Here is a 21,313-nt window from a genome sequence, read left to right on the forward strand (position 1 = left end):
GAGCGTCACCCGGCCGCGCCCAGGGCGGGCGCGGGCTTGCCCGGATAGTCCGGAGGCGGGTTCAGACGCTGGCCGGGCTGGCCGCCCATCTCGTACTTCAGGAGCTTCTTCGCCTTCTCCGGGTCGGTCTCGCCCTCGCCGTACGCCGGGCACAGCTCCGCGATCGGGCAGGCACCGCAGGCCGGTTTGCGGGCGTGGCAGATGCGGCGGCCGTGGAAGATGATCCGGTGCGAGAGCATCGTCCACTCGGACTTCGGGAAGATCGCGGCGATCTCCGCCTCGACCTTCTCCGGGTCCTCCTGCTCGGTCCACTTCCAGCGGCGCACCAGGCGGCCGAAGTGCGTGTCGACCGTGAGGCCGGGGACTCCGAAGGCATTGCCGAGCACCACGAACGCCGTCTTGCGGCCCACGCCGGGCAGCGTGACCAGGTCCCTCAGGCTGCCGGGCACTTCGCCGCCGAAGTTGTCCCGCAGGGCGGCGGACAGGCCTATCAGCGACCTGGCCTTGGCCCGGAAGAAGCCGGTCGGGCGGATGACCGCCTCCAGCTCCTCGGGCACTGCCCCCGCCATGTCCTCGGGCGTCGGGTACTTCGCGAAGAGGGCGGGCGTCGTCTGGTTCACCCGCAGGTCCGTCGTCTGGGCCGACAGCACCGTGGCGACGAGCAGCTCGAAGGGGTTGGTGAAATCCAGCTCCGGATGGGCGTACGGATAAACCTCGGCCAGCTCGCGGTTGATCCGGCGCGCACGGCGGACCATCGCGAGCCTTGATTCCGGTTTGGGTCGTTTTGCGGCTTTTCGCACGCGAGCAGGGGGCTGTTCGCCCACAGCGGAATTCTGCTCTCCGGACACTCTTCCAGCCCCCTTGGCCTGCGCTCTCACCGGCGAATTGGACACCCGGCCAGCCTACGGGCCACCACTGACATCCGCCCCGGTCACCAGTAATCAGGACCCAATCGGGCCCCAGGCGCACGAACAGGCGCTCCAGTGCGTCAAACTTGTTGTGATTGATCGCACGAATATTTACTTGCCAGGGACCGGCCGCGACAAAGGTCTGTACGCGGTGTCCCCCGGGCGGGCACAGTGCGGTCCGGCATCATGGGGGGCCATGGTCCCTGAGCAGGTCGACAAGGAGTGAACTCGTGGACGACGTTCTGCGGCGCGCCCCGCTCTTCGCGGCGCTCGATGACGAGCAGGCCGCGGAGCTCCGCGCCTCGATGAGTGAAGTGACGCTCGCCCGCGGCGACGCGCTCTTCCACGAGGGCGACCCCGGCGACCGCCTCTACGTGGTCACCGAGGGCAAGGTCAAGCTCCACCGCACGTCCCCGGACGGCCGCGAGAACATGCTCGCCGTCCTGGGCCCCGGCGAGCTGATCGGCGAGCTCTCGCTGTTCGACCCGGGCCCGCGCACCGCGACCGCCAGTGCGCTCACCGAGGTCAAGCTCCTCGGTCTCGGGCACGGCGATCTGCAGCCCTGGCTGAACGCGCGGCCGGAGGTGGCCACGGCCCTTCTGCGCGCCGTCGCCCGCAGGCTGCGCAAGACCAATGACCAGATGTCCGACCTGGTCTTCTCCGATGTGCCGGGCCGCGTGGCCCGCGCGCTCCTCGACCTGTCGCGCCGCTTCGGCGTGCAGTCGGAGGAGGGCATCCACGTGGTGCACGACCTGACCCAGGAAGAGCTGGCCCAGCTGGTCGGCGCCTCCCGCGAGACGGTGAACAAGGCACTGGCGGACTTCGCCCAGCGCGGCTGGCTGCGCCTGGAGGCGCGGGCCGTGATCCTGTTGGACGTGGAGCGCCTGGCCAAGCGTTCGCGCTGAGCCTCGGACGTACGAGAAGGGCCGCCCCGGATCCCTCCGGGGCGGCCCTTCTTGCTTGGCGTGGGCGTCAGTTCTTCGATGTGCCGTCCACGATCAGCGGGTTCGCGCTGCCGCCGCCGCACGGAACCGCGTACACCGGGTGCTTGGCCGATGCCTCCTTGAAGGCGTCGATGCACTGGTTGGCCAGCACCTTGTCGCTGAGCGAGTCGTTCAGGATCTTGTTGGCCTTGGCGATGCCCTCAGCCTCGATGCGGCGCCGTTCGGCCTCGGCCTTGGCCGTGCGGGCCGCCTCGGTCGCGCGCTCGGTGGCCTGCTGCTGCTGGATCTTGCGGTCGATCTGGTCCTGCAGGCGGTCGGACGGCTTCACATTGCGCAGGTTGACCGTGGTGACGGCGATGCCGCGCGGGGCCAGCCGCTCCTTGATCAGGTCGCCGATCTCGGTGTTGATCTTCTCGCGGGCCGAGCTGTAGCCCTGCTCGCTGGTGTGGCGGGCGAAGACATTGCGGATGATCTCCCGGCTGTCCGGGTAGACCAGGCGCTGCTGGATGGCGTCCTCGCTGCCCGCGAGCCGGTAGAGCTCGACGGCCCTGGCGGGTGTGACCGCCCACTTCACGGTGAGTTCGACGTACATCACGCCGCCCTGCGACGAGCGGACCTCGACGACGTCCTTGTCGGAGAGGTTGAGGTCGACGGGGCGGGTGGAGAAGGTGGTGATGTTGGTGAACGGCGAGGTGATGTTCATTCCCGGCGTCATCGGCGTGCCGACTTTGCCGAAGGTGACCGGGACGCCGACCTCGTAGGCGCTGATGACATGCACGCAGCTGGCGATACCGGCGAACAGGCCGGCCAGCAGCGCGCCGAGCGAGCCGAGCTTGAAGCCGCGGCGCTCGTTGCTACGGCCGACGAAGAACAGCACGGCCGCCGCTATGACGAGCAGGATGCAGAGGACAAACACGCTGGTTCCCCCCAGGAACGTGTGCCAGAAGTAAGCGGAGCGTAAAACACGGGTCAATGGACCCGACGCCCGGGGGCGTACCAGCGGTTTCAGCCGCAGGACGGGAAAACAGGAAGGGCAAAAAGGCCTGGTCAGATCAGGCCGTGCTCGCGCAGGTACTCCAGTTGCGCCCGCACCGACAGCTCCGCCGCGGGCCACAGCGACCTGTCCACATCCGCGTACACCTGCGCCACCACTTCGGACGCGCTCACATGCCCGGCCTCAACCGCCGTCTCCACCTGTGCCAGGCGGTGCGCGCGATGGGCCAGATAGAACTCCACGGCCCCCTGCGCGTCCTCCAGCACCGGGCCGTGGCCCGGCAGCACCGTGTGCACGCCGTCGTCGACCGTGAGCGAACGCAGCCTGCGCAGCGAGTCGAGGTAGTCGCCGAGACGACCGTCCGGATGCGCGACGAGCGTGGTGCCGCGGCCCAGGATCGTGTCGCCGGTCAGCACGGCACGGTCGGCGGGCAGATGGAAGCAGAGCGAGTCGGCGGTGTGGCCGGGCGTCGGGACGACCCGCAGCTCCAGGCCGCCGGCCCGGATCACGTCGCCCGCCGCCAGCCCCTCGTCGCCGAGCCGCAGCGCGGGATCGAGCGCGCGGACCTTCGTGCGCGTCAGCTCCGCGAAGCGGCCCGCGCCCTCGGCGTGGTCGGGATGGCCGTGCGTGAGCAGGGTCAGCGCGATCCGCTTGCCCGCCTTCTCCGCCGTGGCCATGACCTGGCGCAGGTGGGCGTCGTCGAGCGGGCCCGGGTCGATGACGACGGCGAGCTCGGAGTCCGGCTCGGAGACGATCCAGGTGTTGGTGCCGTCCAGGGTCATCGCGGAGGCGTTGGGCGCGAGGACGTTCACGGCCCGTGCGGTGGCGGGCCCGGAGAGCACGCCGCCACGGGGCTGCCCGGGCAGAGCGGCTGCCTCGGTCATCGCCCACCTCCGCTTTGCCGGTGTGCCGCGGCGGCCTCGGTCATCGCGAGCCCTCCGTCGGCACGTGCTTGGTGAATTCCTCGTGGCCCGGCCAGCTGAGCACCAGCTCGCCGTCCTCGAACCGGGCCTTGGCCAGTACGGGCGTCATGTCCTGCTCGGCGGCCGCGGCGAGCGCGTCCGCGGCCGTGGCGTACGCCTGAAGCACCCGCAGGGTGGCGACCGTCGGCGGCATCATCAGCAGGTCGCCCTTGTCGTAGCCCGCGGTCGCCTCCGCCGGGCGGATCCAGACCGTACGGTCGGCCTCCGTCGACGCGTTCCGCGTCCGCTGGCCCTCGGGCAGGTCGGCCACGAAGAACCAGGTGTCGTAGCGCCGCGGCTCGAATTCCGGTGTGATCCAGCGCGCCCAGGCGCCGAGCAGATCCGAGCGCAGCACCAGGCCGCGCCGGTCCAGGAAGTCGGCGAAGGACAGCTCCCGGTCCACCAGCGCCTGCCGGTCCGCCTCCCAGTCGTCGCCCGTCGTGTCGCCGACGACGCTGTCCGGCGTGAGGCCCGCGAGCAGGACACCCGCCTCCTCGTACGTCTCACGAACCGCCGCGCACACGACCGCCTGCGCGGACTGCTCGTCGACGCCGAGCCGGTCGGCCCAGGCGTCCAGCGGCGGTCCGGCCCAGCGGATCGGCCGCGAGTCACGCGCGTCCACGCCGCCGCCGGGATACACGTACGCGCCCGACGCGAAGGCCATCGAGGCGCGTCGGCGCAGCATGTGCACGGCGGGACCGTCCGCCGTGTCGCGCAGCAGCATCACGGTCGCGGCCCGCTTGGGCTCCACGGGGCTGAGCTCGCCGCTCGCGAGCGCGCGGATGCGGTCCGGCCACTCCGGCGGGTACCACTGACCATTGGACATGGGCGGATGCTATGCGCTCACGGGCGGATGTTCGAGGGGTGGCCGGATCACCGGCCACCCCTCTCCCCCGGTCAGCTCCCCCCGTGAGCCGCCGGTCCGTCCGCGCCTATGTGCCGGCGCTGGAGTTGCCGCGCAGCTTCACATTCGCCGTGCTCGCGTTCTTGACGGCCGTTTCGATCTGGGCCATCGACGAGCTCGAGGTGAGCCCCGGCACGGTCGCCGAGTTCACCGCGTACAGCGTGAAGGTGTACGGATGCGAGGAGCCGCCCGGGCACGGTCCGAAGAACTTCTGTGAGTTCGCACCGCTGCCCATGGCTTTCTGTTTCGCGCCGTCCTGGCCCGGGACGTCGAAGCCGGAGCCCAGCCCTTCGGGCAGCGCCAGCTTGGCGGCTGGAATGTCCCAGATCGCCCAGTGCAGCTTGTTGCCGCCATTGGCGACGTCGGCGAAGACGACCGCATAGCTCTTGGCCGCGGTGCTGCCCGCGCCCCAGGCCAGCGGCGGCGACGGATCCTGACCCGCCGTGCCGTCACCGGCGCAGGTGTACTTGTTGGGAATGGTCGCGTTGTCGTTGAAGGCGCTGCTGGTCAGCTTGAAGTCGCCGGGCGACGGATTGCCGCCCGAGTAGTTGATGTCGATCAGCAGGATCCGGTCGTTGCCGTTCGTGCCGTCCTTGTCGGTGGAGGTGGTGAGCCAGATGTCGCCGTCGGGGTCGACCTCGACGGTGCGCAGCCGGTTGTACGTCCCCTGGAAGTAGGTCTTCTGCTCGACCAGGTTCGAGGAGGAGTCGATCCGCATGCGGTAGACGCGCTCGCCGCGGGTCGTGGCGACGAAGACATGGTCGTTGATGATCGTCAGTCCGCTCGGCGAGGCCGACGCGGTGGACCAGGTCTTCTTGGGCGCGATGTAGCCGGAGCAACTGCCGCTGGTGCCCTCGCAGTTGGGCCAGCCGTAGTTGCCGCCCTTCTGGATCAGGTTGACCTCGTCCATGACGCTGTTGCCGAACTCGGCCTGCCACAGCCGGCCCTTGGAGTCGAAGTCGAGGCCCTGCGGGTTGCGGTGTCCGAGCGACCAGACGGCGTTGCCGAAGGGGTTGTCGGACGGGATGGTGCCGTCGGCGTTGATCCGAAGGATCTTGCCGTTGAGCGAGTTCTTGTCCTGCGCCCGCGACTCGGTCTGCGCGTCGCCCATGGACGCGTAGAGCTTGCCGTCCGGACCGAAGCGCAGCCGGCCGCCGTTGTGGAAGCGGCTCTTCTCCATGCCCTGCAGGAGCACCTTGTAGCCGCTGAGCGTGTTGTTCTCCAGCGTCATCCGCGCGAGGCGGTTGCCCTCGGACGAGGTGTGCAGGAAGTACAGGTAGTGGTCGGTGGTGAAGGTCGGCGAGATCTCGATGCCCATCAGGCCGCCTTCGCCGCCCGTGGTCTGCGAGTTGGGCACCTTGCCGACGAGCGTCTTCTGACCGGACTTGGTCAGCTTGTAGACGTTGAAGGTGTTCCGCTCGGTGAAGATGCCGGTGCCGTCGGGCAGGAAGCCCAGGCCCCAGGCCACGTCCACGCCGCTGGCGATGGTGGAGACCGTGCCCGGATCGGGTGTGCCGCCGGGCTGGGTGCCGGACGTGGTGACCGTGATCTCCGGGGTGAAGGCGGACTTGTTGCCCTTCAGGTCGTACGCCCTGACCTTGAACTTGTACGCGGTGTTGGCGGTCAGGCCCGCGACGGTGGTGGTCGTGGAATCGGCGGTGCCGGACAGCGCGCCGTCGCGGTAGATCTCGTACCCGGTGACCTTCACATTGTCGGTGGAGGCGTCCCAGGCGAGGTCGACGGTGGTCGCCGTCTTGCCCGGCGAGCGCAGGTTGCCCGGGACCGTCGGCGGCTGGTCGTCCGGCGGTGCGGGCAGGGTGGCGATGGTGACGGCATTGCTCGCGACGGAGGCGTTTCCGGCCGCGTCGCGGGCGAAGACGGTCCAGTCGTACGAGGTCTCCGGGTCGAGGTTCTCGACCGTCGCGGCGAGCGTGGTGCCGCCGACCTTCTTCATCAACTGGCCGTGCTGGTAGATGTCGTAGCCGGTGACGCCGACGTTGTCGGTGGCCGCGTCCCAGGCGAGCGAGACGGTGCTGGCGGTCGGTTCCTTGTCCTTGCGCAGGTTCCCGGGCGCGCTCGGCCGCTCGGTGTCGGCGGGCCCGGTCGCGGTGACGGTCAGCTTGTCGAGGTTCGGGCCGTCGGCGCCGGAGGTGGTCGCGCGGACCTTGTTGCTGCCGGCCTTCAGCGCGGCGTTGACCGAGACCGTGTTCCAGGTGGTCCAGGCGCCGGAGGCCGGGAAGGAGAGGTCGTCCGCGACGGTGACGCCGTTGACGGCGATGTCGAGCGGGCGGTTGGCGGTGGCGCTGGCGTAGCGGAAGTCGAGTTTGCTGTCGGACGCCTGCGTCGAGTCGACGGTGAACTCGACGTACGCGCCGCTGACGGCCGCGAAGTTGACGAAGCCGGTGCCGGAGTGACCGGCGTGGTTGGACTCGACGGCGCCCTGCGAGATCGTCGCGGACTCTGCCTCGTAGTCCGTGCCGGCCTGGCCGTCGGCCGAAGTGACGTCGATGTAGTCGAGGTTGGGGCCGCCCTCGGCCGCGGTCGCGGTGGCGCGGATGGTGTTCGATCCGGCCTTGAGTGTGACCGTGCTGGTCACGGACGACCAGGCGGTCCAGGCGCCGGTGGGCTGGAAGGCGACATTGCCGGCGGCGACGGCCCCGTTGACGGATATGTCCAGCGGGCGGTTGCCCGTGGTGCCGTTGGCGAAGCCGAGTGCGAGGGTGGCGTTGCCGGCGGCAGTGGCGTTCACGGTGAACTCCACATAGCCGCCGCTGACATTCGTGTAGTTGACGAAGCCGGTGCCGGAGAAACCGGTGTGGTTGGACTCCACCGCGCCCTGCGAGACGGTCGCCGCCTCGGCTTCGTACCGTACGGGCGCGGCGGCTCTGGTCTGTGCGGTGCTGGTCTCTGCGGCGGGCTGGGCGTTGCTCAGGGTCGGCAGGGCCACGGATAACGCTGCGGTGGCCGCGGCCACGAGGGCGGCGCAGACCGATCTGCGCGCCCGGCGGGGGGTTGGTGCCACGGATCCCTCCTGCGTTCAGATGGTTAGGAAACATTCCTAACCATGGACAGGTCACACCCGTAGGCGCGTCCACGTCAAGAGAGATGCAAGCGTTTGCCACAGACGGGCAAGGCCCCTTGTCCGCCGCGGAATCGGCAGGCAAGGGGCCTTATGGGTGCTGACCGGCAGTTCAGTGCCGGACATGCTCGTGTCAACTCTGGACGAGCTCCACCTGGACCTCGACCTCGACCGGCGCGTCCAGCGGCAGCACTGCGACGCCAACCGCGCTGCGCGCGTGCACGCCCTTCTCGCCGAACACCTCGCCGAGCAGTTCACTCGCGCCGTTGAGCACGGCGGGCTGACCGGTGAAGTCCGAGGCCGAGGCGACAAAGCCGACGACCTTCACAACACGCGCAATCTTGTCCAGATCGCCGATGACCGACTTCACGGCGGCCAGCGCGTTCAGGGCGCAGGTGCGGGCGAGTTCCTTGGCCTCTTCGGGAGTGACCTCTGCGCCCACCTTGCCGGTGACCGGAAGCTTGCCCTCCACCATCGGCAGCTGGCCGGCGGTGTAGACGTACGCGCCGGAGACCACGGCCGGCTGGTACGCGGCCAGCGGCGGCACGACCGCCGGAAGCGTCAGCCCGAGTTCGGCGAGCTTCTCCTCGACGGCGCTCACAGGGATTTCTCCCGCTTCAGATACGCCACGAGCTGCTCGGGGTTGTTCGGCCCGGGAACGACCTGGACGAGCTCCCAGCCGTCCTCGCCCCAGGTGTCCAGAATCTGCTTGGTCGCGTGCACGAGAAGGGGCACGGTCGCGTATTCCCACTTGGTCATGGAGCCGACTGTAGCCGCACCGGAATGCGCCCCCGCGCGGGGACCACGCGTGCTGCGTGACGCAGCCCGCACGCGACCTCGTGCTTGGGCGACCCTGGGTGGGTCTGGGCGGCGTCGCGAGCCGATGGCTGTCGCCCGGCTGCGTTGTCGCCAGTCGCCGACGCTCCGCGTGGACTCCTTCCTCCGCCTTGCCGGACTCGGCCCTCGACCCGCTCCTTTTCCCGCCCAGACCTACCCAGGGTCGCCTACTACGCAGCCCGACTGGTTAGGCTCGAATACGTGAGCAGGTTCCAGGTCGTCAGCGGCAAGGGTGGTACCGGTAAGACCACGGTCGCCGCCGCCCTCGCGCTCGCCCTCGCGACCGAGGGAAAGCGGACTCTTCTCGTCGAGGTCGAGGGGAGGCAGGGCATCGCACAGCTCTTCGAGACGGAGGCACTCCCTTACGAGGAGCGGAAAATCGCTGTCGCCTCAGGCGGCGGCGAAGTCTTCGCGCTGGCCATCGACGTCGAACGGGCGCTTCTGGACTACCTCCAGATGTTCTACAAACTCGGCACCGCCGGCCGCGCGCTCAAGAAGCTCGGCGCGATCGACTTCGCGACGACCATCGCGCCCGGCGTCCGGGACGTGCTGCTGACCGGCAAGGCGTGCGAAGCCGTACGCCGCAAGACGAAGCAGGGGACCTTCGCGTACGACTACGTGGTGATGGACGCCCCGCCCACCGGCCGCATCACGCGCTTCCTCAATGTGAACGACGAGGTGGCCGGTCTCGCCAAGTTCGGCCCGATATACAACCAGGCCCAGGCCGTGATGCGGGTGCTCAAGTCCCCGGAGACCGCGGTCCATCTGGTGACGCTGCTCGAGGAGATGCCGGTCCAGGAGACCGCGGACGGCGTCGCCGAGCTGCGCGCCGCCGAACTCCCGGTCGGCAAGGTGATCGTGAACATGGTGCGCCCGCACGTCCTCGACGACGAGGCGGTGCGCAGCGCGGCCGGCGACCGGCGCGCGGACATCGCGAAGGCGCTCACTGCGGCCGGCGTCAGCGGCTCGGCCAAGCTCGTCGCTCCGCTCCTGGAGCAGGCCTCCGACCACGCGCAGCGCGTCGAGCTGGAGCGCGAGCAGCGGGCCGTCCTGAGCGGCCTGGAGCTGCCCTCGTACGAACTCCCGCTGCTGAGCGAGGGAGTCGACCTGGCCGGGCTCTACCGGCTGTCCAAGGAACTGCGGAAGCAAGGGACCGGCTCATGACCCTGGACGCGTCGGCCCTTCTGGAAGTCGACCCGCTCATCGACGACCCGGCCACCCGCATCATCGTGTGCTGCGGCGCGGGCGGCGTCGGAAAGACCACCACCGCGGCGGCGCTCGGGGTACGGGCGGCGGAGCGCGGCCGCAAGGTTGTCGTGCTGACCATCGACCCGGCCCGCCGGCTGGCCCAGTCCATGGGCATCGACTCGCTCGACAACGTGCCCCGCAGGGTCAAGGGCATCGAGGACGCGGCGGGAGGTGAACTGCACGCCATGATGCTCGACATGAAGCGCACCTTCGACGAGATCGTCGAGGCGCACGCGGACGCCGAGCGGGCCCGCGCGATCCTGGAGAACCCCTTCTACCAGTCCCTTTCGGCAGGCTTCGCGGGCACGCAGGAGTACATGGCGATGGAGAAGCTGGGCCAGCTGCGGGCCCGCGAGGAGTGGGACCTGATCGTCGTCGACACTCCGCCGTCGCGCTCTGCGCTGGACTTCCTGGACGCGCCCAAGCGCCTCGGGTCGTTCCTGGACGGCAAGTTCATCAAGCTGCTGATGGCCCCGGCGAAGATGGGCGGCCGGGCAGGGATGAAGTTCCTCAATGTCGGTATGTCGATGATGACCGGCACGCTGGGCAAGCTGCTCGGCGGGCAGCTGCTGCGTGACGTGCAGACCTTCGTCACCGCGATGGACACCATGTTCGGCGGCTTCCGCACCCGGGCCGACGCCACCTACCGGCTGCTCCAGGCGCCCGGCACCGCCTTTCTGGTGGTGGCGGCGCCGGAGACGGACGCACTGCGTGAGGCGGCGTACTTCGTGGAACGGCTGGCGGCGGAGGAGATGCCGCTGGCCGGTCTGGTCCTGAACCGGGTCCATGGCAGCGGCGCCGCCCGGCTCTCCGCGGAGCGGGCTCTTGCCGCCGCAGAAAATCTTGACGAGGGCCGCATTGTGGATCAGGGGTCCGGGAAGGCTGGTGTTCGTGACGCCACGGCCGCCTCTCCCGAATCCCCGCCCGTGGATCACACCCCAGCGGACGATCAAGCCCCAGTGGATGACCGGGCCCCGGCGGATCCGGCACCTGCGGACGACACCACCCAGCAGCTGACGGCCGGTCTGCTGCGTCTGCATGCCGAACGGATGCAAGTGCTCGCGCGTGAACAGCGAACGCGCGACCGATTCACAGCGCTCCACCCCGAAGTGGCGGTGGCCCAAGTGGCCGCTCTGCCCGGCGACGTGCACGATCTCGCCGGCCTGCGGGCCATCGGTGACCGGCTCGCGACCGGTGGTGCTGCTCCGGCCGGAGCTGTGTAGACAACAACAGCGGTGGGCTAGCCCACCGCTGCGTACGTCTCGTATGTCTCGTCGTCGTCGAGGCCCACAGGCAGGATGCCCGCGCTGCGCTCGTACTCCGTGCGTGCGGTCTCGAGCAGTCGGCGCCAGGAGGTGACCGTGGGACGCCTGCGCAGCAAAGCGCGCCGTTCCCGCTCGGTCATTCCGCCCCACACACCGAACTCCACGCGGTTGTCGAGGGCATCGGCCAGACACTCGGTCCGCACCGGGCAACCGGTGCACACCGCCTTGGCCCTGTTCTGCGCTGCCCCTTGTACAAACAGTTCATCCGGATCGGTAGTGCGGCAGGCTGCCTGCGCACTCCAGTCGGTTACCCAGCCCATGCCGGCGCCGTCCTCTCCCGAATCGAGGCTCCCCCACGGCGGCAGAGGCATATTCACCGCTGCCAGTTGAGGACGTTACGGAAGGTGGGCACAGCGCAACACCCCCTTCGGGCCCAATCTTGAATGGCCCGAACGGACTATGCGTACGCGGCAGATCACCCAGGGGAGTGAGCTGGGGGCATACATCGCAATCCCGGTCAAACCGGGGCATTTCAGTTGGGTCACAACGGACGCCGCCCGACGCATGAGGCGGATTCGGGCAGGGCCATGCCGGAATCCCGCAACCGCGGGTTTCTGGGGAGTGCTTGATGCAGAACCGCACTGCTGTGACAGTTGAGAGCAGCTTAGGCCAAGGCCTATACGCGTGTCCGGCGAATGAGAACGTAGACACCTCACGTTGCTATGCGGTCAAGTTCTCGGGATGAGTCCTCCGAACACGGCGCGGTCGTAGAGCCGCTGGTGCCACTCGTTGGCGCCTGGTCCGAGCTCGGTTGTGAGCACGGGATTCGGGCCGGTCTCGATGAGGTGCAGGAGCGTCCAGGCGACGCCGTAGCAGTCGTCCGGGCCGAAGCAGGAGACAAGCGCCTTCGCTTCTTCTCCCGTGACCGGCCCTTGGATCGCGCGGAGCTGCTGGTCACGCCTGTCAATCTCTTCTTCGCTCGCGTCCCAGTCGGGAAGCGGGCCGTCGGCGACGAACGTCTGCACTTCGGGTCTCATGGGCGAATGATCGGCTGCTTTCGTCACCGCCAGCAAGGCGTCTTCGCCGGTCAGGCTGCCGCCGCCTCGACGGCCCGGCTGCACCTGGATGTCACGGTCTGGTACTCGAACATCCCGAGAAGCACCTGCCCCTGCGGGATGCCGCTAACTACGGATTAGGCTGCCCCCATGTCAAAGAAGCGTTCGGGCGGAGGTCTGACCGGGACCCAGCAGGCCGCCAAGTTCCTCGGCGTCAGCGTGCTCGCAGGAGCAGTGCTGGCGGGCATCGCGCTGCCCGCGGCCGGAGTACTGGGACTTGCCGCCAAGGGAACGGTCAAGGGATTCGACGAGATCCCTGCCAACCTCAAGACGCCCCCGCTCAGCCAGCGCACCACCATCCTCGACGCGAAGGGCGGGCAGATCGCGACGGTCTACTCCCGCGACCGCACGGTGGTCACGCTCAAGGACGTCTCGCCGTACATGCAGAAGGCGATCGTCGCCATCGAGGACTCGCGCTTCTACGAGCACGGCGCGGTCGACCTCAAGGGCGTGCTGCGGGCACTGAACCGCAACGCCCAGTCGGGCGGCGTCTCCCAGGGCGCGTCCACGCTGACCCAGCAGTACGTGAAGAACGTCTTCGTCGAGGAGGCCGGCGACGACCCGGACAAGGTCGCCCAGGCCACCCAGCAGACGCTCGGCCGCAAGATCCAGGAGCTGAAGTACGCGATCCAGGTCGAGGAGGAGCTCGGGAAGAAGAAGATCCTCGAGAACTACCTCAACATCACGTTCTTCGGTCAGCAGGCGTACGGCGTCGAGGCGGCGGCCCAGCGCTACTTCTCCAAGTCGGCCAAGGACCTGAAGCTGGAGGAGGCGGCGCTGCTCGCGGGCATCGTCCAGTCGCCCAGCCGCTACGACCCGGTCAATGACACGGAAGAGGCGACCAAGCGCCGCAACATCGTGCTGCAGCGCATGGTTCAGGTGCGCGACGTCTCGCAGGCCGAGGCCGACAAGGCGATGGCGGCGCCGCTCAAGCTCAAGGTGAGCCAGCCGAAGAACGGCTGCATCACGGCCGTGAACGGCTCGGGCTTCTTCTGCGACTACGTACGCGAGGTGTTCCTCTCCGACCCGGTCTTCGGCAAGAGCAAGGAGGACCGGGCCAAGGTCTGGAACCAGGGCGGCCTGACGATCAAGACGACGCTGGACCCGCAGGCCCAGAAGTCGACTCAGCAGTCGCTGAAGGACCACGTCTACAAGACGGACGACGTCGCCTCCGCGGTGACGATGGTCCAGCCGGGCACGGGCAAGATCATGGCGATGGGCCAGTCGCGGCCGTACGGCTTCGGGAAGAACGAGACGCAGATCAACTACTCGGTCAACCAGAAGATGGGCGGCTCGAACTACGGCTTCCCGGTCGGTTCGACCTTCAAGCCGTACGTGGCCGCCGCGGCCATAGAGCAGGGCAAGCCGCCGACGCAGGTGTATCCGGCGCCGTACCAGATGCCGTACCCCGACTCGATCCAGACGTGCAGCGGCCAGCCGTGGCGCAACCAGGGCTTCACGCTCGAGAACGAGGACGAGTCCGAGGTCGGCCCGTACCCGCTCAGGACGGCGATGGAGAAGTCGGTCAACACCTACTTCGTCCAGATGATCGCCGACGTCGGCATGTGCCCGGTCGTCGACATGACCAACAAGCTCGGCGTGGTCCAGGGCAACGGCAAGAAGCTGCCCGAGGAGCCGTCGGCGCTCACGCTCGGCTCCACCGGCATCTCGCCGCTGACCATGGCCGGCGCGTACGCGACCTTCGCCAACCGCGGCACGTACTGCACGCCGACCGCGATCGAGTCGATCCGCACGGCCGACGGCAAGAGCCTCGAGGTGCCGCAGAGCACCTGCAACAAGGCGATGAGCGAGCGGACGGCCGACACCATCAACACGCTGCTGCGTGGCGTGGTCGACTCCGGTACGGGTCAGCAGGCCGGGCTCACCAGCCGTGACAACGCGGGCAAGACGGGTACGACGGACGAGCGGAGGAACGCCTGGTTCGTCGGCTACACACCGAACCTGTCCGCCGCGGTGTGGGTCGGCAGTCCGTCGCAGCAGGTGAAGATGGTGAACATCACCATCGGCGGCCAGTACCACGGCAAGGTCTTCGGTGGACAGGTCCCGGGACCGATCTGGAAGGACGCGATGACCGGCGCGCTGGAGGGCGTGGAGGCACCGCCGTTCAACACCGTGGTGATCCCCGACCCGCCGAAGGAGAAGCCGGAGAAGCCCGGGGACGGAAAGCCCGGTGACGACCGCGGTCAGGGCAACGGCGGACAGGAGCCGTGGCCCGGGATCTCGATCCCGCCGGACCTGATCGGCGGCGGCAACAACTCCGGCCAGTCCAACGGCGGGCAGGACAGCGGCGGCGTGATCGGCGGCAGGACGCGGGACTGAGCGGTTGTACTGAGCGGTTGTACGAAGGAGGGGCCCGGGTCGCTGGACGACCCGGGCCCCTCCTTCTTCTTGCTTCGCTCAGCCGGCGAGCAGCTTCTTCACCGCGGCGGCCACCCGGCCGCCCTCGGCCAGGCCCGCCACCTTCGGGTTCACGATCTTCATGACGGCACCCATGGCGCGCGGCCCCTCGGCACCGGCGGCCTTCGCCTCGTCCACGGCCTGCGCCACGATCTTGTTCAGCTCGTCGTCCGTCAGCTGCTTCGGCAGATACGCGTCGAGCAGCACGCCCTCCGCCAGCTCACGCTCGGCCTGCTCGGGACGCCCGCCCTGGGTGAACGCCTCCGCGGCCTCACGGCGCTTCTTCGCCTCCTTGGCGATCACCTTCTGCACCTCGTCGTCGGAGAGCTCACGGGCCGTCTTGCCCGAGACCTCCTCCTTGGAGATCGCGGCCAGGGTCAGCCGGAGCGTGGCGGAGCGCAGTTCGTCGCGCGCCCTGATCGCCTCGGTGAGGTCGTCCTTCAGCTGGGACTTGAGCGTGGTCATGGGCCCAGTGTCGCAGGTACGGCGCGTTACTCGCCCACGCATTTCGCGGCACGGGGCCTACAGGTCCTCGGATTTACGGCGGGGCCGAAAGCGGTGGCGCGGGCTCCGGGCGTTGCGTACGGGGTCGGGCGCGTCCGACGTGGCGTCCGTAATACTGCCGACATACTGCGGCCGCTCGGCGGCGATGACCGCGTCGCCTCGCGGACACCGCCCGTTGACAGTCTGCTCAGATGCTGGCCCTCCCCGTCGCCCTCGACACCCGTCGCTGCCAACTGCTGGGACTGGTGGGATCGGCAGCGCTGGCCGCGGGTGGCGTTACCGCGGGCGCGCTGCCCGTGCGGGATGTCCTCGCACCGGAGTCGGGGCTCGCGGCGGTCGGTCTGGTCGGCGCGTACTTCGGGCTCGTACTGCTGGTGGCGGCCTGGGCGTTGCTGGGGCGCGCGGTGCGCGGGCCGCGGCCGCCGACGCGGCGGACGCTGCTGCTCACGCTCGGACTGTGGGCCGCGCCGCTGCTCGTCGCGCCGCCGCTGTTCAGTCGTGACGTCTACAGCTATCTCGCGCAGGGCGCGATGGTCGACGCGCAGATCGACGTGTACACGCATGGTCCGTCCCGGCTCGGCGGGCCGCTGACCGACGAGGTCGCGCCGCTGTGGCAGCACACCCCGACTCCGTACGGCCCGCTCTTCCTCGCCTGCGCGACGGCCATAACGGACTTCTCCCGCACCGAGGTGTTCACCGGAGTGCTCGGCATGCGCCTGGTCGCGCTGCTCGGCGTCGCGGCGATGGTGTACTGCCTGCCGATACTGGCCAAGCGCTGCGGCGCCGACCCGGCCACCGCGCTCTGGCTCGGTGCGCTCAACCCGCTGGTCCTGCTCCATCTCGTCGGCGGCGCCCACAACGACGCGATCATGCTCGGCCTGCTGGGTGCGGGACTGGTGGCCGCGCTGGGCCGCTGGCCGGTACTCGCCGTCGTACTGATCACCCTCGCCGCGCTGGTCAAAGCGCCGGCCGCGATGGGTCTGCTCGCCGTCGCGCTGCTCTGGGGGCAACAACTCGCCTCCCGTGAGCCACCGTTGAGAGCACCCCGGCTGACGGCCGCACTGGCCGTACTCGGCGTCTCGGCCGGGACCACCGCGGCGACGACCGCGGTGACCGGCACCGGATACGGCTGGATAGCCGCGCTGGACACTCCGGTCTCCCCGCAGAACTGGTCTCTTACCTCCTCGCTCGGCCGGATGACCGGCGCGCTGCTGGAGAGCACCGGCAACGGCCTCGCCGACTTCGCCCAATTCGCCGCGCCCGCCTGGCACTTGGCCGGACTCGCGGCGACCGCGCTGGTGATACTGCTCGCCTGGAAGAAGCACCATCTGAGCCGTCCGGTCTACGCACTCGGCCTGAGCCTGACGGCGGTGGCCGTGCTCGGACCGGCGATCCGGCCCTGGTACGTGCTGTGGGGGCTGTTCCTGATAGCGGCGGCCGGACCCGGCCGATCCGTACGCCGCGCGGTGATAGCGGGCAGCGCGGTCCTGGCCCTGGCCGTCCTGCCCAACGGTTTCGCGCCCGAGGGACCGCAGGTGGCGCTGGCGACGTTCGGCGGAGTACTCGCGGTGCTTGCGCTGTGGTGCGCACACCGCATCGCGGGCCGTACGGACTCCCGCGCCGGTTCCGACCCCTTGGGGAGTACGGCATGAGCCTTGTGGAGCAGGGCACGAGATGGCGATGGCCGACGACCACCCGGGGGCGGGTGCTGCTCGTGGTGGGCCTGGCCGCCGCGACCGCGCTCTTCCTGGCGACGGTCCCGCTGCACCGCGACTGGTTCGACCTCGGCGTCTACTACGGCACGGTCGAGCACTGGCGGGACACCGGCCGCATCTACGACTACCTGGTGCCGGGCACCCACTACGGCTTCACCTACCCGCCGTTCGCCGCCGTGTGCATGCTGCCGATGACGCTCGTCGGCTTCAACAGCGCGGTCGCGATCAGCGTGCTGGCCAATGTCGCGGCCGGGCTCGTGGTGCTGTACTGGTGCGCCGGCGCGGTGGTGCGGCGGCAGGGGTGGAGCCGCTGGTACACCTTCGCCGTCGCGTTCTGCCTGTTCGCGCTGCTGGAACCGGTCCGCGACACGTTCAGTTTCGGCCAGGTCAATCTGCTGCTGCTGGCGCTGGTGCTGGCGGACGCGTGGCTGCTGTCGACGGGCCGCACGCGGTACGCGGGCCTCGGCATCGGCCTCGCCGCCGCGATCAAACTCACCCCCGCAATCTTCATCGGCTACCTCCTGGTCACCCGCCGCTGGCGGGCCGCCGCCACCGCATCGGGCGTCGCGGCCGGCGCCACGCTCCTCGCGATGTGGGTGGCGCCGGCCGCGTCACGTACGTACTGGACCGAGGCGATGTGGAACACGGACCGCGTCGGCTCGCTCGCGTATGTCTCCAACCAGTCCTGGCAGGGCGTACTGGCGCGGCTCTCCGAACCCGGTCAGCCGAGCCGCCTGGTGTGGGCGATCGGCGTCCTGGTGATCCTCGCGGTCTGGGCGAAGCGGGCCCGCCGGGCGGCCACCGCCGGCGACGAACTCGCCGGCTTCGCGCTGACCGGCCTCACCGCGTGCCTGATCAGCCCGGTCACCTGGGTGCACCACCTGGTGTGGGTCTTCCCGGCCCTCGCGGTCCTCGTCTCCGCCGGCCTCGACCACGACAAGGACGACCCGCGCCGACGCCGCCTGCTGCGCTGGGCTGCCGCGATCTACGTCCTGCTGTGCAGCAGCGTCGTATGGCTGTGGAGCTGGGACGCCACCGGCGTCGACGGCTTCCTCGGCAGCAATACGTACGTGTGGATATCGCTCGGCCTGCTGCTCACGCTCCCGGTGCGCGGCGTCGCGGTCGAGGCTGCCGCCCACCCGTCTCTGACCCCGGCGGGGTCTGCAACGATGGGCGCATGCGCAAGCGATACGGGATCCCCCTGAAAGTAACGGCAGGCATCACGGCAGTCGGCGCAGCCGGCATCGCATACGCCGCCGCCTTCGAGGCCCGCTCCTTCCGCCTCCGCCGGCTGACCGTCCCGGTCCTGCCGCGGGGCATGCGGCCGCTGCGCGTACTACAGGTCTCGGACGTCCACATGGTCAGAGGCCAGCACAAGAAGCGCGCCTGGCTGCAGTCCCTGGCGGGCCTGCGCCCGGACTTCGTGGTCAACACCGGCGACAACCTGTCGGACCCGGAGGGCGTGCCCGAACTCCTCGACGCGCTGGGCCCGTTGATGGGATTCCCCGGCGTCTACGTCTTCGGCTCGAACGACTACTACGGCGGCAAATTCCGCAACCCCGCGCGCTACCTGATCGAGAAGGCCCAGGGCAAGCACGGCCTGAACGGCAACGCACCCGCAGTGGGAGTCGTCCACAACCCGTGGCAGGACCTGCGGGACGCGTTCGACGCGGCGGGCTGGGTCGGCCTGAACAACACCCGCGGACACCTGAAGCTGGACGGCTACGACCTGGCGTTCACCGGCCTCGACGACCCGCACATCAAGCGCGACCGCTACGAAAAAGTCGCAGGCGGCCCGGCCCCCGACGCCGACCTCTCCCTGGCCGTGGTCCACGCCCCGTACCTGCGCACCCTGGACGCCTTCACGTCCGACGGCTACCCCCTGATCCTGGCGGGCCACACCCACGGCGGCCAGCTGTGCATCCCCTTCTACGGCGCCCTGGTCACCAACTGCGACCTGGACACGGACCGCGTGAAGGGCCTCTCAACCCACGACTCGGCGGGCCGGACCTCCTACCTCCACGTCTCGGCGGGCTGCGGCACGAGCCGGTACACGCCGGTGCGGTTCGCCTGTCCGCCGGAGGCGACGCTGCTGACGTTGGTGGGGCGGGACTGAGGCGGTTCCGGGGGCGGTCGCGAGGCCGCTGGTGGGGCCCTGGTCGGCCTTGGCGAGGCCGCTGCTGGGGCGGCGAAAACCGGATTTCGTCTGGGAGCGCGGGTGGGCTAAAGTAATCGATGTCGCCGCGACGTCGGGGACATCGGGGTGTAGCGCAGCTTGGCAGCGCGCTTCGTTCGGGACGAAGAGGTCGTGGGTTCAAATCCCGCCACCCCGACAGCTAAGTAGCAGGTCAGAGGGCACCTACTGAAATGAGTAGGTGCCCTCTGACGTTGCTGCGTGTCTATCTGCGTGACTAGCGCTCCGGATCGCGCTTGAAGATGCCGTCCATGACCACAGCGCCGGTCTGGATCACAGGCCGGATCTGCTTCCGGTACACCTCCTCGGTCACGGCCGTGCCGGAGTGGCCGACGAGACGGGAGATCTCCTCCAGCGGCACCCCGCGGTCCGAGAGCAGGGACACGAAGCTGTGCCGGAGCTCCCGAGGCGTCCGCTCGTCGGCATTGACGTCCTCGGCATCCTTGAGCGCCTGGCGGAAGGCCCGCCGAACGTTGGTCGCGTCAAGGCTCGCTGCGCTCGCTGGCCCGACCGGGGTTCGGGCAGCGAGGCAGTGCCAGCCAGCCGCCGCGCAGCACAACGGCCCCGGGTTTCTCCCCATGCAGCCATGAGCCCGAGTGGCCCCAGAAGGCAGCAACAACAGCAGGCCACCAGCACCGGAATACCGCGGTGGAAGCTCGGGAGTACACCACAGTTGACGCTCAGGCGTCTGCTTTCCCGGCCTCCTGAACTGCGGTAGCAGTCTGATGCTGAGATCAGAGGTGCCGCGCACAGCGCGGCGGCGCCGGCCGGGGGCGGGGACGGACGGCTCCACGGCTTTACCCACCTCCCCGATCCGGGACCCGCGTCGAGCAAGACCAGGGGGCCACTCGGACACATTGCGGGCAGGGGACAAGACTGCCCGAGCAGCCAGCAAGCGTACGGCCGCCTGATCATGCACGACCCCAAACCGGGCAGGAGACCGGCCAAAGCCGTTCCACCGACCTCGATGTACCGTGCGGCGCGGGCCATCGCGGCACAAGGAGGAGATGTGCAAGGGGGAGCGCAGCGTGAGTAGAAGGCGATACGTGGCCAGGGGCGTCCCAGGCGGTTACCGCATCTGGGACAACAAGGGACGTCGATGGTGGGGCGACCACTACGAGCTCTGCCCTGATGATCTTCTGACTGAACTGAATGGCGCTGCCGACTACGAGAAGATCACCGCTCTCCTCAATCGGTACCGGGCCAGAAACGTTGATCGTCGTGCCCCATGCGTGCCCGATCAGTCGGGGCCGAGCGGGGAACCACGGGGAATCGGAGCGATGTAGCCGCTGTGTCCCAGGTCAGTGTCTCCGCAGCTCAGCAGGACTCCGCATCCGGCGTCTTCCAAACTGGTGCTCTAGACGAGGGCCGGCCACGCTTGTCAGGTGCAGAGGTCCTCGATGATCTCGCTCACCTGGCGACGTGTCGAGGGGGCCCAGCGTGCAGGCAACGGTGCCAGCCGCGCGACCGCCGCGCCCAGCCAGTCCGCGTCACCGAGGCGGTACAGTGCCTTCGCGTCGGACACCTCGCGGAACAGGGCTTTCACCAGGAAGACGTGGGCGCCCGTGTAGCGGTGCTTGTGGTGGGTGTAGTTCACCGACCAGGGCTCGTACGGATGGCGAAGGAGTCCGCTCACCGAGCATCCGCCGCGCCCTGCCGGGATATGGCTCGGGCCGAACGCGCCAACGAAGCCCCAGGCACGGGTGGCCTCCCACGCCGAAAAGGTGGCCGTCACCCCCACCCCCGTGAACCTGGCCCATGGGACGACGGCCTGGGGTTCCGGCACTCCGCGCATGTGGTGCTCGATGCCAGCGGCGGTGAGCACCAGGCAGGAGCCGTCCTTGCGCTTCGGGTCCCCGATGACCCAGCGGTCCCCCACCAGTTCCAGCGGCCCCAGGTGTTGCGCCATGATCCCCCGTAGGTCGAATGTCCCTGCGATCCGGAACACTACTTGCCTGTGCCGTCCCGGGGCTGTCCTAAGCCAAGTGGAAGCAGCCGCCGACCGACGCGGCCAACGAGACTCTCCGTAGGCGTACAGCAGCCGCGTACCGCAACCTCAGCAACCGCCCCTGTCCGGTAGCGTCTTTCCGGGGCCTCCTAGCGGCTGGTATGACCGTCGCTGACCGATCCGGCTAGAGCTACGGATCAGATGTTCCCCGTGCCACAACCGCGCCAGATCGAGCGGGGAGCCACGGGGAACTGCGGTCGCCGACTGTGCGCGCAACC

18 protein-coding genes, 1 tRNA gene and 1 pseudogene are annotated in these 21,313 nt (G+C 69.2%); 8 read left to right on the forward strand and 12 right to left on the reverse strand.

Annotated features, from left to right (window positions below):
• Positions 1-5 precede the first annotated feature (5 nt).
• Positions 6-848: an endonuclease III gene (nth, locus tag ACH4YL_RS04030; RefSeq protein WP_398504599.1), complete on the reverse strand. Its 843-nt coding sequence runs from the start codon at positions 846-848 to the stop codon at positions 6-8.
• A 290-nt stretch (positions 849-1,138) separates the two neighbouring features.
• Here nth and ACH4YL_RS04035 point away from each other — a divergent pair, with 290 nt between their 5' ends.
• Complete coding sequence (locus ACH4YL_RS04035) at positions 1,139-1,813, forward strand: Crp/Fnr family transcriptional regulator (protein ID WP_108150862.1); 675 nt, start codon at positions 1,139-1,141, stop codon at positions 1,811-1,813.
• A gap of 67 nt (positions 1,814-1,880) precedes the next feature.
• Here the strand turns inward: ACH4YL_RS04035 and ACH4YL_RS04040 are convergent, their stop codons facing one another.
• The 6 genes from ACH4YL_RS04040 to ACH4YL_RS04065 all read right to left on the reverse strand — a co-directional run bounded on the left by ACH4YL_RS04040 (position 1,881) and on the right by ACH4YL_RS04065 (position 8,550).
• A complete protein-coding gene (locus tag ACH4YL_RS04040) occupies positions 1,881-2,768 on the reverse strand; it encodes a prohibitin family protein (protein ID WP_398504601.1) in 888 nt (295 codons plus the stop codon).
• A gap of 131 nt (positions 2,769-2,899) precedes the next feature.
• Positions 2,900-3,730, reverse strand: coding sequence for an MBL fold metallo-hydrolase (locus ACH4YL_RS04045; protein WP_398504602.1), 831 nt, complete (start codon positions 3,728-3,730; stop codon positions 2,900-2,902).
• Positions 3,731-3,770: 40 nt separating this feature from the next.
• Positions 3,771-4,634: an NUDIX hydrolase gene (locus tag ACH4YL_RS04050; RefSeq protein ID WP_398504604.1), complete on the reverse strand. Its 864-nt coding sequence runs from the start codon at positions 4,632-4,634 to the stop codon at positions 3,771-3,773.
• A 106-nt stretch (positions 4,635-4,740) separates the two neighbouring features.
• A complete protein-coding gene (locus ACH4YL_RS04055) occupies positions 4,741-7,659 on the reverse strand; it encodes a PQQ-dependent sugar dehydrogenase (RefSeq protein ID WP_398504606.1) in 2,919 nt (972 codons plus the stop codon).
• A gap of 265 nt (positions 7,660-7,924) precedes the next feature.
• Complete coding sequence (locus tag ACH4YL_RS04060) at positions 7,925-8,392, reverse strand: RidA family protein (protein WP_398504607.1); 468 nt, start codon at positions 8,390-8,392, stop codon at positions 7,925-7,927.
• Positions 8,389-8,550 (reverse strand): DUF4177 domain-containing protein, encoded by a 162-nt coding sequence (locus ACH4YL_RS04065; protein WP_398504609.1) that lies wholly within the window; start codon positions 8,548-8,550, stop codon positions 8,389-8,391. The genes ACH4YL_RS04060 and ACH4YL_RS04065 overlap by 4 nt, the downstream gene beginning before the upstream one ends.
• Before the next feature lie 279 nt (positions 8,551-8,829).
• Here ACH4YL_RS04065 and ACH4YL_RS04070 point away from each other — a divergent pair, with 279 nt between their 5' ends.
• Together ACH4YL_RS04070 and ACH4YL_RS04075 are read left to right on the forward strand one after the other, a co-directional pair.
• On the forward strand, positions 8,830-9,792 hold the full coding sequence (locus ACH4YL_RS04070; protein WP_398504611.1) for an ArsA family ATPase: 963 nt from the start codon (positions 8,830-8,832) through the stop codon (positions 9,790-9,792).
• Complete coding sequence (locus ACH4YL_RS04075; protein WP_398504612.1) at positions 9,789-11,099, forward strand: ArsA family ATPase; 1,311 nt, start codon at positions 9,789-9,791, stop codon at positions 11,097-11,099. The genes ACH4YL_RS04070 and ACH4YL_RS04075 overlap by 4 nt, the downstream gene beginning before the upstream one ends.
• A gap of 17 nt (positions 11,100-11,116) precedes the next feature.
• On the opposite strand, the gene ACH4YL_RS04080 is transcribed toward ACH4YL_RS04075, so the two are convergent.
• Both ACH4YL_RS04080 and ACH4YL_RS04085 read right to left on the reverse strand, forming a co-directional pair.
• Positions 11,117-11,461 carry a WhiB family transcriptional regulator gene (locus ACH4YL_RS04080; RefSeq protein WP_177149633.1) on the reverse strand — a complete coding sequence of 115 codons (345 nt, stop codon included), beginning with the start codon at positions 11,459-11,461 and terminating at the stop codon, positions 11,117-11,119.
• Between the two features lie 408 nt (positions 11,462-11,869).
• The gene (locus ACH4YL_RS04085; RefSeq protein WP_398504614.1) at positions 11,870-12,178 is read right to left on the reverse strand and encodes a hypothetical protein; all 309 of its coding nucleotides are present in this window, start codon (positions 12,176-12,178) and stop codon (positions 11,870-11,872) included.
• Positions 12,179-12,346: 168 nt separating this feature from the next.
• Here ACH4YL_RS04085 and ACH4YL_RS04090 point away from each other — a divergent pair, with 168 nt between their 5' ends.
• Complete coding sequence (locus ACH4YL_RS04090) at positions 12,347-14,596, forward strand: transglycosylase domain-containing protein (RefSeq protein WP_398504616.1); 2,250 nt, start codon at positions 12,347-12,349, stop codon at positions 14,594-14,596.
• A 78-nt stretch (positions 14,597-14,674) separates the two neighbouring features.
• On the opposite strand, the gene ACH4YL_RS04095 is transcribed toward ACH4YL_RS04090, so the two are convergent.
• A complete protein-coding gene (locus tag ACH4YL_RS04095; RefSeq protein WP_398504618.1) occupies positions 14,675-15,139 on the reverse strand; it encodes a GatB/YqeY domain-containing protein in 465 nt (154 codons plus the stop codon).
• 233 nt (positions 15,140-15,372) lie between these two features.
• Here ACH4YL_RS04095 and mptB point away from each other — a divergent pair, with 233 nt between their 5' ends.
• The 4 genes from mptB to ACH4YL_RS04115 all read left to right on the forward strand — a co-directional run bounded on the left by mptB (position 15,373) and on the right by ACH4YL_RS04115 (position 19,226).
• A complete protein-coding gene (mptB, locus tag ACH4YL_RS04100) occupies positions 15,373-16,830 on the forward strand; it encodes a polyprenol phosphomannose-dependent alpha 1,6 mannosyltransferase MptB (protein ID WP_398505584.1) in 1,458 nt (485 codons plus the stop codon).
• Positions 16,827-18,098 carry a glycosyltransferase 87 family protein gene (locus tag ACH4YL_RS04105; RefSeq protein ID WP_398504620.1) on the forward strand — a complete coding sequence of 424 codons (1,272 nt, stop codon included), beginning with the start codon at positions 16,827-16,829 and terminating at the stop codon, positions 18,096-18,098. Before mptB ends, ACH4YL_RS04105 begins: the two co-directional genes overlap by 4 nt.
• Positions 18,071-19,009 carry a metallophosphoesterase gene (locus ACH4YL_RS04110; RefSeq protein ID WP_398504622.1) on the forward strand — a complete coding sequence of 313 codons (939 nt, stop codon included), beginning with the start codon at positions 18,071-18,073 and terminating at the stop codon, positions 19,007-19,009. Before ACH4YL_RS04105 ends, ACH4YL_RS04110 begins: the two co-directional genes overlap by 28 nt.
• A gap of 143 nt (positions 19,010-19,152) precedes the next feature.
• Positions 19,153-19,226: transfer RNA gene (locus ACH4YL_RS04115), tRNA-Pro, on the forward strand.
• 78 nt (positions 19,227-19,304) lie between these two features.
• Here the strand turns inward: ACH4YL_RS04115 and ACH4YL_RS04120 are convergent.
• Both ACH4YL_RS04120 and ACH4YL_RS04125 read right to left on the reverse strand, forming a co-directional pair.
• Positions 19,305-19,628: pseudogene (locus tag ACH4YL_RS04120) on the reverse strand (tyrosine-type recombinase/integrase); the annotation flags it as partial.
• A gap of 840 nt (positions 19,629-20,468) precedes the next feature.
• Positions 20,469-20,996: a hypothetical protein gene (locus ACH4YL_RS04125; RefSeq protein WP_398504624.1), complete on the reverse strand. Its 528-nt coding sequence runs from the start codon at positions 20,994-20,996 to the stop codon at positions 20,469-20,471.
• Between the last annotated feature and the right edge of the window lie 317 nt (positions 20,997-21,313).

The sequence above is a fragment of the Streptomyces sp. NPDC020681 genome, from assembly GCF_044334895.1.
In the GTDB taxonomy this organism is placed as follows: Bacteria; Actinomycetota; Actinomycetes; order Streptomycetales; family Streptomycetaceae; genus Streptomyces.